Genomic DNA, 13,801 nt, shown 5'->3' with positions numbered 1-13,801 from the left:
GATCAACCCCTACTTACTTTTGAATAGTTTATACATTCCCGTATCTATCGGTCTGGACACATAAGGTTCAACTACTTCTACTGCTTTAAGTAATGAATTGAGATCTATATTCGTCCTTATACCCATTTGATGTAGCATATTCACAACATCCTCAGTTGCTACATTTCCTGTAGCCCCAGGTGCAAAAGGGCATCCTCCTAGTCCGCCAGCAGATGTGTCAAAGCGATTAATACCTGCTTGTAAGGTCGCTAAAATATTGGCGATACCCATTTTACGTGTGTCGTGAAAATGAGCGGTAATGAGCGTTACAGGGAATTCCTTCTTGAGTGCAGTAAATAATTCATAGCTTTCTTGTGGATTAGCCATTCCAATTGTATCAGCGACACTAAGTTCGTTTACACCCCATGAAACGAATTCTTTGCATAGTGCTAGTGTGTCCGAAGACTTCATTTTGCCCTCATATGGACAGTAAAAAGCAGTTGAAATACAGGCACGTACGAAATGACCATCTTGTAGTAGTTTGCCCACAATAGGTCTTAGTTCATCCATACTTTCTTTTGTAGTTTTATTTATATTATTTTTATTAAAACTGTTAGAGACACCTACAAAAACAGCGAAACTTTGTGCTCCGGATTGTTTGGCTAATTCGACACCTTTATTATTTGGTGTAAGTACTAACTGTCTACCCATCTTTTTCACTTGAGTCACTATGTCGTTCGCATCTTTCATTTGTGGCACCCATTTCGGTGATACGAAAGAAGTTATTTCCATTTCTTCAATTCCGGCTTGCTGAAGTTTTTCGATAAAAGATAATTTTATATCGGTTGGTACCTCATTTTTTTCATTTTGCAAACCGTCTCTCGGACCTACCTCGATAATTGTCACTTTATTTGGTAAACTAAACATAATCATCCCTCCCTCTTTATTGTAAAGAAAGGATGGTTAAACAAGCAAATTTAAATTGAACTTTGTAAAAATTTGTTTGATACAGGGGAAACAAGGAGGAAATCACATGACAAATGAAGTTGTGATCGTAAGTGCAGTTAGAACTGCAATTGGTTCGTTCCAAGGGGCTTTGAAAGATGTACCAGCTACTAAACTAGGTGCTATTGTTATTGAAAAAGCATTAGAAAAAGCGGGGGTTTCTAAAGAAATCGTGGATGAAGTAATTATGGGGAATGTCCTACAAGCAGGTTTAGGACAGAACCCAGCAAGACAAGCCTCCATCCAAGCAGGGCTGCCACAGTCAGTTTCAGCTTTAACGATAAACAAGGTATGTGGTTCTGGTCTAAAAGCAATTCATCTTGCGACGCAAGCTATTATTGCGGGAGATGCAGACATTATTGTTGCAGGTGGAATGGAGAATATGAGTCAATCTCCATATTTACTAAAAAACGCAAGAGATGGCTTCCGTATGGGTGATCAGAAGGTAGTAGATAGCATGATTTCAGATGGTCTGTGGTGTGCATTTAATGATTATCATATGGGTGTGACTGCTGAAAATCTATGTGATCAATATAATATTACTAGAGAAGAGCAAGATAAATTTTCTGCACGTTCTCAAGAGAGAGCTGCACTGGCGATGCAAGAAGGTAAATTTGCAGATGAGATCGTGCCTGTAGAAATTCCTCAACGAAAAGGAGATCCGGTTGTCTTTTCGCAAGATGAGTATCCGAAAAAAGGTTCTACGGAAGAAAAACTAGCGGGTCTACGTCCAGCGTTTAAAAAAGATGGCTCTGTAACTGCTGGTAATGCTTCAGGTATTAACGATGGAGCAGCAGCGGTAGTAGTAATGTCCAAAGCTAAAGCAGATGAACTTGGCCTCAAACCACTTGCGACAATCGTTGCAAATGCATCGGCAGGAGTGGATCCAAGCGTCATGGGGATTGGACCGGTAGAAGCAGTTAAAAAAGCATTGAAAAAATCGCAATTATCATTAGCAGACATAGAGTTAATTGAAGCAAATGAAGCTTTTGCGGCACAATCGATTGCTGTTGATAGAGAGCTGTCGTTTAATCATGATATACTAAATGTAAATGGTGGAGCAATTGCATTAGGTCATCCTATTGGGGCAAGCGGTGCTCGTATTTTCGTTACTTTACTTCATGAAATGGAGAAGAGAGATGCAAAAACCGGTCTTGCTACACTTTGTATAGGTGGTGGCCAAGGGGTTGCGACTATAGTTAAACGCTCATAAAAAGAAGGTGAATCAATTGGCTAAGAAAAAACAAAGACAACAACAACAACAAGTAAAGCCTGCTAAGCAAGTAGAAGAAGGTAACTCGTTATCTGATCAGCTTTCTTCTGATATTTTAGCGAAACTAAAAGAAACGAAGAACCAATTAGTATCAGCTGAACAAGAAAAAGAAGAAGAAAGACAAGCACAGCTAGCTTTTGAAAAGAAAGAAAAAGAAAAAAATAAATCTTTTGAAGAACTGTTAGATGAATACGGCTTTGGTAATAGTTCAAAATTTTAAACAAGAAAACCTATTTGCTTCGGCGAATAGGTTTTTTAGTGGGAAAAATATCTTCTTCCAAAGTTATAAAAAAAGCCAGTCGTGAAGTAGATCACGGCTAGCCATCCTGTAATATTATATTAAATTCGATGTTCTATATAAATATCTTTCTTTGTTAACTCACTTGCTTTTTGTAATATACTTTCTGGAACTTCCAAGTGGTATGACTGAAGAGATTCTAACAGCTGCTTCTCACTACTTGCGCCGAGAATCATGGAACCTGTTACATCTTTCTGTAAAACATAATGTTGAGCAATGGAACTTAAAGGAGCTTCCAAATCATTTAGTTCTTTTAGAGCCTCTAGTAATTCCTGGTGACTATAGCTTAAATAATCCTCAGTTTTAGATGCTCTAGATAAACCTTCCTTGGTTAATAGTCCTTTAGCTAGTGTTCCTCTACTAAAGAGCGTAGCCGAGTTATTTTCTAATAGAGAGAACCATTCTTCAGGTCTTCTATCTAGCAAACTATATTGCATCATTACAGAAACTGCATTACTTTTACTTAAAAAACGTTCTATGACATTTGGACGAATGGAGGAGATTCCATATTCACGGATAAGTCCTTCTTTTTGAAGTGACTTCATCGTGTCTATCACTTCGTCTACATTATCTTCCATCGTGCCTCCGTGCAACTGATATACATCTATATAATCAGTTTGGAGACGTTTCAGGGAAGCGTGTACGGCATCCGTTATCCATTCTTTTGATGGATCCCATGACCAACCATCTCCAGATTTGTTTAAACGATTTCCAACTTTCGTAGCTAATATTATATTTTGTCTTTTATCCTTAAGGGCATTACCGACAATTTTTTCATTTTCGCCTTTATCATATAGATCAGCTGTATCAAAATACGTTATATCGTTTTCCAAAGCTACTTGAATAATTTTATTGGCAACCGTTTGGTCTGTAGGAAGGGACATACAACCTAATCCGATTTCTGAAACGTATAGATTACTTTTACCTAATTGTCTTTTCTTCAAGTTTTATCACGTCCTTTTCTACATGGTACAATGTCAATTAGATAGATTCAACTAAAGTGAAATGATATATAGGAGAGGGAGATATGTTATGAAAAAATTTGAGGAAAAAACAATTCAATCTGAGCTTAAATTTAAAGGTAGAATCATTACTTTACAAGTAGACGAAGTAGAATTACCAAATGGTAAGACTAGTAACAGAGAGATTGTTAAGCACCCTGGTGCGGTAGCCGTGATAGCTGTGACAAAAGACAACAAAATAATTTTAGTAGAACAGTTTAGAAAAGCCTTAGAACGATCCATTATCGAAATTCCTGCCGGGAAAATAGAAATTGGAGAAGCGCCTGAAATAACTGCATTGCGGGAATTGGAAGAAGAGACGGGCTATACGACTGACAATTTACAATACATTCAATCATTTTCCACATCACCAGGGTTTGCTGATGAGATTATCCATTTATACTTTGCAGATAATATTGTAAAGATGGAACAGCCAGTTGGATTAGATGAAGATGAGTTTGTAGAGTTATTACATGTTAGTCTTACCGAGATGGAAGAAATGGTGAAGAAACAACAAATCTATGATGCTAAAACTGCATTCGCATATATTTGGTTGAAAGATTATTTTAAAGAAGCATGATTTAAGTTAGTACAAGCATATGATGGAAGTAGATAGGGGGGTGTTCCAATTTGAACCAGACTTATACTATTTTCATCTCATTATGTGTGCTTGTAGTTAGCTTTGTCGGAGGTTTAATATTATTTGAACAAAGTACGGTAGAACAGCAGCAATGGATTATAAATCTCTTGGATGCACGCGTTCTATTAATAGAGCGGCCTACTTTTTTAGAAACTATTTTTCCTCATTTAATGGTTGCGATTGTGTTTTTCTTGTTTTATCAACATCGTTATTTACGAAAACTTATTTTAGTTATTTGTGCGTTTAAAATTACATTCTATGGGTATTGTTCTAGTTATCTACTGCAAACACAGGAATCTACTTTTCCATATGTGTTCTGGTGGTTTCCATTTCAACTAGTTTATTGTATCTTATTATTAGCATTAGCAAATCGGATTAATATTTTTTCGCTATCCTTTTATATAATTGTTATAATTATAGAGTTCATCTTAATACCATTTATATTATTTAATAATTAGTTCTTTCTAATAATTATTATTATGTGAATCTCTTGTAATGAGAATTCAATTATTGGTATAATGGATTCAGGTAAGGAGGCGTCATATGGAAAGCCGTATTGATCGTATAAAAAAACAATTATCTGGTGCGAGCTATAAACTGACGCCACAGCGTGAAGCGACAGTCCGAGTTTTGCTTGAAAATGAGGAAGATCATTTAAGTGCAGAAGATGTATTTTTACTAGTTAGAGAGAAATCAGCTGATATAGGACTAGCAACAGTTTATAGAACGCTTGAGTTATTAAACGAATTGAATGTAGTAGACAAAATTCAATTCGGGGACGGCGTATCTCGCTATGATTTAAGACAAGAGGGTGCAGCACATTTTCATCACCATTTGGTTTGTATTGAATGTGGAGCTGTAGATGAAATTCAAGAAGATTTGTTAGAAGATGTCGAAGCAATTGTCGAGAAAAAATGGAACTTTAGGATAAAAGATCATCGTCTAACATTTCACGGTATTTGCTACCGTTGCCAAGAAGAGAAATAGGGATGTACTATTACCTAAGTCAGTAATGACAACATTCTGAGGTTAACTCTTCTTAGAAGTAAATTAGAGCCGACTAGAGGGTCTAGGTACTGCCGCTAGACAGTTGCCGATTAATTATCATTACTTTCTTAAATAAACAAAAGGATAGCTTTTTAGCTATCCTTTTTTTAAATGATTATTTTATATGAGGGGTGAAATACATGAACAATGGACAACTGCATTTAGAAGATTATTTGCACTTTCTACAAATAGAACGTCAATTAGCGAGCAATACACTAATTTCTTACAAAAAAGATTTATCCGATTATTTGCATCATATATTTGAGATTCAACAACTACATAGTCTTGATGAGATAGAACGCACACATATCGTTCTTTATCTTCGAAACTTAAAAGAAAATGGCAAATCTGCACGGACGATTTCAAGGCATATTTCATCTATTCGTTCTTTTCATCAGTTTTTATTAAGAGAGAAAGTGGCAAATACAGATCCAACTGTCCATCTGGATCTACCTCAAATGGAACAAAAGTTGCCAACATATTTATCCGTAGAGGAATTGAATAACCTTTTAAATAGTATAGATATATCTAAGCCACAAGGGCAGAGAGATTTAGCTATGTTTGAGCTTATGTATGCAAGTGGAATGCGAATTAGCGAATGTTTAAACTTAAATCTAGAGGATATACATTTATCCATGGGATTTGTTCGTGTATTTGGGAAAGGTGGCAAAGAACGAATCATACCTTTAGGTAGTTCTGCCATTAGAACTTGCACAGATTATATAGAAAATGCTAGATTGACTTTATTGAAGTCTGAAAAAACAGAAGCTATTTTTATCAATCAACGTGGGAAACGACTAACTAGACAGGGTATATGGAAATTACTGAATAAGCATGCCGCCGCTGCTGGAATTTCTAAGGAAATTACTCCTCACGTACTACGGCACTCGTTTGCCACTCATCTAATAGAAAATGGTGCAGATTTGCGTGCTGTTCAAGAGATGCTGGGGCATTCGGATATATCTACAACACAAATTTATACGCATGTTAGCAAAAGCCGATTAAAGGATGTTTATAAACAATTTCATCCTAGAGCTTAAATTGTCAGAGGTCTGACCTGTACATTTTTCAATTTTTTGTTAAACTAGAAGAAAACAGTAGGAGGTTATGTTATGAGTAAATTTAAGCGCATACATGTGATTGTTATGGATTCTGTTGGTATTGGTGAAGCACCAGATGCAAACGTATTTGGTGACGTAGGATCTCATACTATTGGACATATTGCCGAAAAAATGAACGGCCTACATATGCCCCAGATGGAACAACTGGGACTTGGTAATATTGATGATATACAAGGGATTAAACATGTTGCAGCACCTACCGCTTATTTTGGAAAAATGCAAGAAGCATCTGTGGGAAAAGATACAATGACAGGGCACTGGGAAATCATGGGTTTGAATATTGACACACCTTTCAAAGTATATCCAAATGGATTCCCGGATGAACTAATCTCTCAATTAGAAGAAAAAACTGGTCGCAAAGTTATTGGGAACAAACCTGCAAGTGGAACAGAAATTTTAGACGAACTTGGCGAAGAGCATATGAAAACGGGGGCAATCATTGTTTATACATCTGCTGACCCTGTGCTTCAAATTGCAGCACATGAGGAAATTATTCCTTTAGAAGAATTATATCGTATTTGTGAAATTGCTCGTGAGTTAACCCTTTCAGAGGAATTTCTAGTAGGTCGTATAATTGCTCGTCCATTTATTGGAGAGCCTGGGAAATTCGCTCGTACATCAAATCGCCATGACTATGCGTTAAAACCTTTTGGCCGCACCGCTATGAATGAATTAAGTGATGCTGGATTAGACGTAATTGCAATTGGAAAAATAAATGATATTTATAACGGTGAAGGTATTACTTCTACAGAAAGAACAAAAGATAATATGGATGGTATGGATAAATTCATTGCAACGCTGGATAAAGATTTCACTGGCATTAGCTTTTTAAATTTAGTAGACTTTGATGCACTATTTGGCCACCGTCGTGATCCACTAGGTTATGGTAAGGCTTTAGAAGAATTTGATGTTCGTCTAAATGAAGTACTGCCAAAGTTAACCGAGGAAGATTTATTAATAATTACAGCGGACCATGGAAATGATCCAACGATGCCAGGAACTGACCATACGAGAGAATATGTTCCGTTAATTGTATATTCTCCACAATTCAAGGAAGTAAAAGAGTTACCATTACGCAACACATTTGCTGACATTGGAGCAACGATTAGTGAAAACTTTGGGGTTAAAAAACCTCAATTTGGAGAGAGTTTCCTTTCTCTATTAAAATAACACTATGCTTAAAATGGAAGCAATATCAAAATGAAGGAAGTGTATATACGATGAGAATGATCGATATTATTGAAAAGAAAAGAGACGGTAGTGCTCTTACAAAACAAGAAATTGAATTTTTTATAGAAGGATATACGAATGGGTCGATTCCAGATTATCAAATGAGTTCACTTTTAATGGCTATCTTCTTTCAAAATATGACGGATGAAGAAAGAGCTAATTTAACAATGGCTATGGTTAATTCGGGAGAAACAATTGACCTTTCTGCCATCGAAGGCGTTAAAGTAGATAAGCATTCTACTGGAGGAGTTGGCGATACAACTACTTTGGTACTCGGACCACTCGTTGCTGCTTGTGGTGTCCCAGTTGCTAAGATGAGTGGTAGAGGACTTGGGCATACTGGTGGAACAATCGATAAACTAGAAGCGATTGAAGGCTTCCATGTAGAGTTAACATCCGAACAATTTGTGAAACAAGTAAATGAACTAAAAGTAGCGGTAATTGGCCAAAGTGGTAATTTAACTCCTGCGGATAAAAAATTATACGCATTACGTGATGTTACTGGTACTGTGAATAGTATTCCATTAATAGCAAGTTCGATCATGAGTAAGAAAATTGCTGCTGGAGCCGGTGCTATCGTATTAGACGTTAAAACTGGTGACGGAGCATTTATGAAAACGACAGAAGATGCGAGAGCCCTTGCAACAGCAATGGTTCGTATAGGGAATAATGTTGGAAGAAAAACAATGGCAATTATTTCAGATATGAGTCAACCCCTTGGAAGAGCAATCGGGAATTCATTAGAAATCGTGGAAGCTATTGATACCTTAAAAGGTAATGGACCTGATGATTTAACAGAGCTATGTTTGACACTTGGTAGTCAAATGGTAGTAGTAGGAGAAAAAGCTGAAACTCTAGAAGAAGCAAGAGAAATGCTGCTTGCTGTGATCGAAGATGGGTCAGCATTAGAAATCTTTAAACAATTCATCAAATGGCAAGGTGGAAACGAAAAAATCGTTGATGACGTTTCTTTACTACCTCAAGCAGCGTTCAAATTCGAAGTTCCAGCATCTGAAGATGGTTTCATCACATTTATGGAAGCAGACGAAATCGGAACTGCTGCAATGCTTCTAGGAGCAGGAAGAGCTACGAAGGAATCTGAAATAGATTTAGCTGTTGGCATAGTACTCAACAAAAAAGTTGGAGACGCTGTCAGCAAAGGAGAGTCACTTGCTACGATCTATTCAAACAGAGAAGATGTTCAAGACGTAATGGATAAATTAACTAAATTTATCGATATCGAAGCTGCTAAAAAAGATGCACCACCTTTAATCTATGAAGTAATAACTGCATAAATTATTGATTGGGAAAGAGTATTATGACTTCGGTCATGGTACTCTTTTCTTTTTTTGTGAATTTGGTGTTGCTTTGTTTTCTATGGTTTTGGCGCTCTCTCAGCGGTCACATACAAGCAAAGTTGCTATGAATTCTTGCGCTCCATATTGACTTACTTACGAACGAATTGCTTTACCCGTCCCTAGAAGTTCCATTACTGACGAATCAGATAATTATTTCAATTACATAGTTTAAATAGGCATCTTACTAAAAGTTTTTAAAAACTTTTGTGAGATGCCTATTTTTTGATTAAAAAAATGTTTATATTCCCATACTTTATATGACCATCCTCTGTCGAAAATCGACTAATAACCGATGTTTTCTTCTACTTTTGTCACGCGCAAGGAATTATCAAGGAGCATGTGGAATAGCGCTATCTAAGGAGGCGATTTTATGATTCATGAAGTAGAAAAAGTAGGAGACGAAATAATTATTATTCGATTAAAAGGTGAATTAGATCATCACAGTACAAATGACATTAGAAATGAGATAGTTCCAATGATTAAAAACGGGTCTATTAAAGTATTAGTTTGGAATTTGAAAGATTTACATTTTATGGATAGCTCGGGAATAGGATTGATCTTAGGAAGAATGAGGGAGCTTGCTCCAATAGATGGACAAACGATTATTGTTAACCCATCTCCGACTATGCGTAAAATTTTTCAGTTTGCAGGTTTAAGTCCTTATATTTATAGCGAATCCGAAATTGAAATAATGTCTAAGTTAGGGGGAATAGTTTATGGACAATGAGATCACATTATCTTTTATCGCTAAAAGTGAAAATGAGGCTTTAGCAAGAATGGTTATGTCTAGTTTTATCGCGACGATTGACCCGACTATTGAGGAGTTATCTGAATTTAAAACGGTTATTTCTGAAGCGGTGACAAATGCTATCGTACATGGTTATGAAGAAGACGGAGTAGGTAAAATTGAACTGCATGCACAACGGATAGATAGAGAAATTGTTGTTTCGGTTGTAGATTATGGACGTGGAATTCGTGATGTCAATCAAGCTCGTGAGCCATTATTTACGACAAAACCTGAGCAAGAACGTTCAGGGATGGGCTTTACGATTATGGAAAGCTTTAGTGATGGTGTTGAGATTTACTCCATTCCTGATAGGGGGACAACAGTAACGATCACGAAGCAATTTGTACCAATTCAAGAATCATGCAGGATCGTCTAATGATAAATAAAAAACCGTCTACTTTACTTACTCAAGAAAAAATGCGAGAGCTCATAGCTCTATCACAGACTGGTGATAAACTAGCAAGGCAACAAATGATTGAGGGTAATACAAGGCTTGTATGGTCTATTGTTCAGCGTTTTGCTTCCAGAGGAGCAGATCTAGAGGACTTGTTTCAAATTGGCTGTATTGGCTTGATGAAATCCGTGGACAAGTTTGATTTGTCCTACGAGGTTAAGTTTTCGACGTATGCGGTTCCTATGATAATAGGAGAAATACAGCGATTTTTAAGAGATGACGGAATGGTGAAAATTAGTCGTTCGATTCGAGAGTTAAACTTCAAAATTCGGCATGCAACCGATGACTTTTTGAAAACGTTCGAGCGGCAACCGACTATTTTGGAGCTTGCACATATTTTAGAGGTAACTAGAGAAGAAGTAGTGATGGCTACAGATGCTCTTCGTGATCCAGCATCATTGCAGGAGCAACTGTATGAAAACGATAGTGGAGATGCTTTGACGTTAATGGACCAGATGAAGGATGAGCGGTCTGAGAAACCGTTCGAGCATATTCCTCTACGAGAGCTAGTTGAGAAGCTAGAAAAAAGAGAGCAAATGATTATCTATTTACGCTATTACCTAGATTGTACACAGAGTGATATTGCGGAACGCTTGGGTATTTCTCAAGTTCAAGTATCCAGATTAGAGAAGAAAATATTAACCCAGTTAAAAAGTTGGCTAGTACCTGTGGGTCAAACGAATACAAATGTAAAAGATAGGTGATTGAAACGAAACCTTTGTTTAATAGTATGGATGAAGCTGAATCTTATTTAAAAGAAAAGTTCGGTGTAAATGAGTCTTATGATGTGGGAATTTTACATACCCATTTATATGAATTTCCAGTTCTACTCGTCTATATTAATGGATTAATTGATGGCATGATAATTACTCAATTATTGACGAACACCCAAATGAAAATAGCAGATAACACAGTAAGTGAAAATGAAATTATTGAGCATTATTTTCCTTACTACTCAATAACGCAATATGATTCCAAGGAAAAATGGCTTGCAGCACTGTTGGGTGGTCAAGTCACTTTTATATTATCAAATGGTTCGGTTTACACGATCGATGTTCGCTCTTATCCGGGAAGAACACCTGAAGAACCAGATAATGAAAAGGTTGTCAGAGGCTCTAGAGATGGTTTTACAGAGAATATAGTGCAAAATACGGCGCTCATACGAAGAAGGATTAGAGATACCAATTTGCGCTTTGAGCTACATCAAGTTACAGAATTAGGTCAAACAGATGTTGCAATCTCTTATATAAAAGGTATTGCAAATGAAGATAATTTGACGCAAATTCGTGATCGGTTAAAGCAAATAAAGCATGATGGAATTACGATGACTGATAAAGCGCTAGAAGAATGGTTGTTTAAACAAGGGTTCCATCCATTGCCTTTTGTTCGATTCACGGAAAGACCAGATATAGCTGCTGCACATTTGTTAGAAGGCCATATAATAATAGTAGTAGATACATCTCCTTCCGTAGTAATAGTTCCAACGACTCTATTTCACCACTTACAGCATGCGGAAGAATATAGACAAGCGCCAGCCATTGGAACTGTCGTCAGATGGATTCGATTTTTAGGTGTTTTACTTAGTTTATTTCTTTTGCCATTTTGGTATTTGTTATCAGTTCACCCGGAATTTGTACCAAAGGCACTAGATTTTATTGGACCAAAAGAAACGACAGATATACCATTATTATTACAAATATTATTTGCAGATATAGGGATAGAATTTCTAAGGCTCGCTGCAATTCATACGCCAACCCCATTATCAACAGCTATGGGAATTATTGCTGCATTAGTAATTGGACAAATGGCTGTTGATGTAGGGATGTTTGTTCCAGAGGTTATTTTATATACCGCAATAACTGCGATATTCACTTTTTCTATTCCTTCGTATGAACTTAGTATTACGACGAAAATATTTAGGACAATTCTCCTGCTAAGTACAGCGATGTTTGGACCATCAGGATTTTTTGTAGGTTCTTTAGCTCTTCTATTTTATGTGGGTTCTGTGAAACCTTTAAATGTCCCTTACTTATGGCCGTTGCAACCTTTTTTTCCAAGAGCGTTTTTGCGTATGGTAATAAGGTATCCAATGCCAAATGATGCTAAAAGACCATTTATCACAAGATCACCTGATCGTAAACGGTCATAATGTGCATTGCCATTTCCTTATCTATTGTGATAAAGTTCTAATAGATATAGGGAAAAGAGGCGAACTAAATGGTGCTAGTTTCACAGCATGCTGTAAACGAAAAAGGTCACTTAATGATTGGTGGAATAGATAGCTTAGAGCTTGCGAAAACATATGGAACACCATTGTTTGTGTACGATTTATCTCTTATTAGAGAACGAGCACATGCATTTATCCAGACCTTCCGAGATCAACATATATCGGCACAAGTTGCCTATGCGAGCAAAGCATTTTCTAGTGTTGCAATGTACCAAGTGATGCAGCAAGAAAACTTATCTTTAGATGTAGTATCTGCAGGAGAATTATTTACTGCGATTAAAGCGGGATTTCCAGTGGAACGAATTCATTTTCATGGAAATAATAAAAGCAAAGAAGAATTATTATTAGCGCTTGAGCATAATATTGGTTGTATAGTTGTCGATAATTTTTACGAAATAGAATTATTAAAGATGCTTACTGTAACGCACAAGCAAAAAGTTAAAATTTTACTTAGAGTAACGCCTGGTGTTGAAGCTCATACACATGATTATATTACGACTGGCCAGCAAGATTCTAAGTTTGGCTTTGACTTGTTGAATGGACAAGCGGACCAAGCATTTCTGGATGTGTATCAAGATGAATATATTCAGTTACTTGGTCTACATTGTCATATTGGTTCACAAATATTTGAAACAATAGGCTTTAAAGTGGCAGCAGAGAAGCTCATTACTAAAATGATCGAATGGCATACAGACTATGGCTTCTTATGTAGCGTTTTAAACCTAGGTGGTGGCTTCGGTATAAAATATACGGAAGAGGATGCTCCACTTGAACCTGCCGTATATGTGAATGAAATGATCCAAATCGTAAAAGAACTCGTGCACAATTCTTCCTTTAAAATGCCAGAAATCTGGATAGAACCGGGTAGGTCATTAGTTGGGGATGCAGGGACGACATTATATACAATTGGATCTGAGAAAGAAGTACCAGATGTTCGGAATTATTTAGCGGTTAATGGGGGTATGTCTGATAATATTAGACCTGCTTTATATGGAGCCCAATATGATGCAGTTATTGCAAATAAAATGGATCTCCCGGCGACTAAAAACTATACAATTGCAGGAAAATGTTGTGAGTCTGGTGATAAATTAATCGAAGATATTCAGTTGCCTGTATCTGAGCCTGGTGATATACTGGCAATGTTCTGTACAGGTGCCTATGGTTACTCCATGGCAAGTAATTACAATCGGTTAACGAGACCTGCAGTAGTATTTGTAGAAAATGGAAAACATCAATTAGCTGTAAGAAGAGAAACTTTGGAAGATCTTATACATCTTGACCTTCCTCTTGCAATGGAGAAGGAGTGAACAAGATGAAAAAGGCAAACGTTATACTGTTTCTAATGATATTTATCGTAGGAATTGTATGGGGATTAATATAT

General features: G+C 36.7%; 15 protein-coding genes. 13 read left to right on the top strand and 2 right to left on the bottom strand.

The window, feature by feature from the left end; translation table 11 throughout:
* Positions 1–9 precede the first annotated feature (9 nt).
* A complete protein-coding gene (locus tag BM260_RS02970; RefSeq protein WP_093534851.1) occupies positions 10–906 on the bottom strand; it encodes a hydroxymethylglutaryl-CoA lyase in 897 nt (298 codons plus the stop codon).
* Positions 907–1,012: 106 nt separating this feature from the next.
* On the opposite strand from BM260_RS02970, the gene BM260_RS02965 reads away from it, so the two are divergent.
* Positions 1,013–2,197 (top strand): acetyl-CoA C-acetyltransferase, encoded by a 1,185-nt coding sequence (locus BM260_RS02965; protein WP_093534849.1) that lies wholly within the window; start codon positions 1,013–1,015, stop codon positions 2,195–2,197.
* A gap of 7 nt (positions 2,198–2,204) precedes the next feature.
* A complete protein-coding gene (locus BM260_RS02960) occupies positions 2,205–2,477 on the top strand; it encodes a DUF3886 domain-containing protein (RefSeq protein ID WP_322788055.1) in 273 nt (90 codons plus the stop codon).
* A gap of 119 nt (positions 2,478–2,596) precedes the next feature.
* Here the strand turns inward: BM260_RS02960 and BM260_RS02955 are convergent, their stop codons facing one another.
* Positions 2,597–3,499: an aldo/keto reductase gene (locus BM260_RS02955; protein ID WP_093534845.1), complete on the bottom strand. Its 903-nt coding sequence runs from the start codon at positions 3,497–3,499 to the stop codon at positions 2,597–2,599.
* 88 nt (positions 3,500–3,587) lie between these two features.
* On the opposite strand from BM260_RS02955, the gene BM260_RS02950 reads away from it, so the two are divergent.
* The 11 genes from BM260_RS02950 (at position 3,588) to lysA (ending at position 13,727) form a co-directional block, all read left to right on the top strand.
* Positions 3,588–4,136, top strand: a complete 549-nt coding sequence (locus BM260_RS02950; protein ID WP_093534843.1) for an NUDIX hydrolase — start codon at positions 3,588–3,590, stop codon at positions 4,134–4,136.
* Between the two features lie 50 nt (positions 4,137–4,186).
* Positions 4,187–4,654 carry a hypothetical protein gene (locus BM260_RS02945; RefSeq protein WP_093534841.1) on the top strand — a complete coding sequence of 156 codons (468 nt, stop codon included), beginning with the start codon at positions 4,187–4,189 and terminating at the stop codon, positions 4,652–4,654.
* Between the two features lie 85 nt (positions 4,655–4,739).
* A complete protein-coding gene (fur, locus tag BM260_RS02940; RefSeq protein WP_093534839.1) occupies positions 4,740–5,183 on the top strand; it encodes a ferric iron uptake transcriptional regulator in 444 nt (147 codons plus the stop codon).
* Between the two features lie 200 nt (positions 5,184–5,383).
* Positions 5,384–6,283: a site-specific tyrosine recombinase XerD gene (gene xerD, locus BM260_RS02935; protein ID WP_093534837.1), complete on the top strand. Its 900-nt coding sequence runs from the start codon at positions 5,384–5,386 to the stop codon at positions 6,281–6,283.
* Positions 6,284–6,355: 72 nt separating this feature from the next.
* Positions 6,356–7,534 (top strand): phosphopentomutase, encoded by a 1,179-nt coding sequence (deoB, locus tag BM260_RS02930; RefSeq protein ID WP_093534835.1) that lies wholly within the window; start codon positions 6,356–6,358, stop codon positions 7,532–7,534.
* 50 nt (positions 7,535–7,584) lie between these two features.
* Positions 7,585–8,889 carry a pyrimidine-nucleoside phosphorylase gene (locus BM260_RS02925; RefSeq protein ID WP_093534833.1) on the top strand — a complete coding sequence of 435 codons (1,305 nt, stop codon included), beginning with the start codon at positions 7,585–7,587 and terminating at the stop codon, positions 8,887–8,889.
* 433 nt (positions 8,890–9,322) lie between these two features.
* On the top strand, positions 9,323–9,679 hold the full coding sequence (locus BM260_RS02920) for an STAS domain-containing protein (RefSeq protein WP_093534831.1): 357 nt from the start codon (positions 9,323–9,325) through the stop codon (positions 9,677–9,679).
* Positions 9,669–10,115 (top strand): anti-sigma F factor, encoded by a 447-nt coding sequence (gene spoIIAB / locus BM260_RS02915; protein ID WP_093534829.1) that lies wholly within the window; start codon positions 9,669–9,671, stop codon positions 10,113–10,115. Before BM260_RS02920 ends, spoIIAB begins: the two co-directional genes overlap by 11 nt.
* Positions 10,115–10,897, top strand: coding sequence for a SigF/SigG family RNA polymerase sporulation sigma factor (locus tag BM260_RS02910; RefSeq protein WP_245762619.1), 783 nt, complete (start codon positions 10,115–10,117; stop codon positions 10,895–10,897). Before spoIIAB ends, BM260_RS02910 begins: the two co-directional genes overlap by 1 nt.
* A 26-nt stretch (positions 10,898–10,923) precedes the next feature.
* On the top strand, positions 10,924–12,342 hold the full coding sequence (locus BM260_RS02905; protein WP_093534825.1) for a spore germination protein: 1,419 nt from the start codon (positions 10,924–10,926) through the stop codon (positions 12,340–12,342).
* Positions 12,343–12,410: 68 nt separating this feature from the next.
* On the top strand, positions 12,411–13,727 hold the full coding sequence (lysA, locus tag BM260_RS02900) for a diaminopimelate decarboxylase (protein WP_093534823.1): 1,317 nt from the start codon (positions 12,411–12,413) through the stop codon (positions 13,725–13,727).
* The last annotated feature ends 74 nt before the right edge of the window (positions 13,728–13,801 follow it).

Origin of the sequence: Psychrobacillus psychrotolerans, from assembly GCF_900115805.1 — a bacterium.
In the GTDB taxonomy this organism is placed as follows: domain Bacteria; phylum Bacillota; class Bacilli; order Bacillales_A; family Planococcaceae; genus Psychrobacillus; species Psychrobacillus psychrotolerans.
This window is presented reverse-complemented; position numbering and strand designations above follow the sequence as displayed.

Excerpts from the sequence above, each read along its gene's own strand:
- BM260_RS02970 (WP_093534851.1), bottom strand. The coding sequence starts at position 906 with ATGTTTAGTTTACCAAATAAAGTGACAATTATCGAGGTAGGTCCGAGA.
- lysA (WP_093534823.1), top strand. The coding sequence starts at position 12,411 with ATGGTGCTAGTTTCACAGCATGCTGTAAACGAAAAAGGTCACTTAATG.
- fur (WP_093534839.1), top strand. The coding sequence starts at position 4,740 with ATGGAAAGCCGTATTGATCGTATAAAAAAACAATTATCTGGTGCGAGC.
- xerD (WP_093534837.1), top strand. The coding sequence starts at position 5,384 with ATGAACAATGGACAACTGCATTTAGAAGATTATTTGCACTTTCTACAA.
- BM260_RS02950 (WP_093534843.1), top strand. The coding sequence starts at position 3,588 with ATGAAAAAATTTGAGGAAAAAACAATTCAATCTGAGCTTAAATTTAAA.
- BM260_RS02910 (WP_245762619.1), top strand. The coding sequence starts at position 10,115 with ATGATAAATAAAAAACCGTCTACTTTACTTACTCAAGAAAAAATGCGA.
- BM260_RS02920 (WP_093534831.1), top strand. The coding sequence starts at position 9,323 with ATGATTCATGAAGTAGAAAAAGTAGGAGACGAAATAATTATTATTCGA.
- BM260_RS02925 (WP_093534833.1), top strand. The coding sequence starts at position 7,585 with ATGAGAATGATCGATATTATTGAAAAGAAAAGAGACGGTAGTGCTCTT.
- deoB (WP_093534835.1), top strand. The coding sequence starts at position 6,356 with ATGAGTAAATTTAAGCGCATACATGTGATTGTTATGGATTCTGTTGGT.
- BM260_RS02965 (WP_093534849.1), top strand. The coding sequence starts at position 1,013 with ATGACAAATGAAGTTGTGATCGTAAGTGCAGTTAGAACTGCAATTGGT.
- spoIIAB (WP_093534829.1), top strand. The coding sequence starts at position 9,669 with ATGGACAATGAGATCACATTATCTTTTATCGCTAAAAGTGAAAATGAG.
- BM260_RS02905 (WP_093534825.1), top strand. The coding sequence starts at position 10,924 with ATGGATGAAGCTGAATCTTATTTAAAAGAAAAGTTCGGTGTAAATGAG.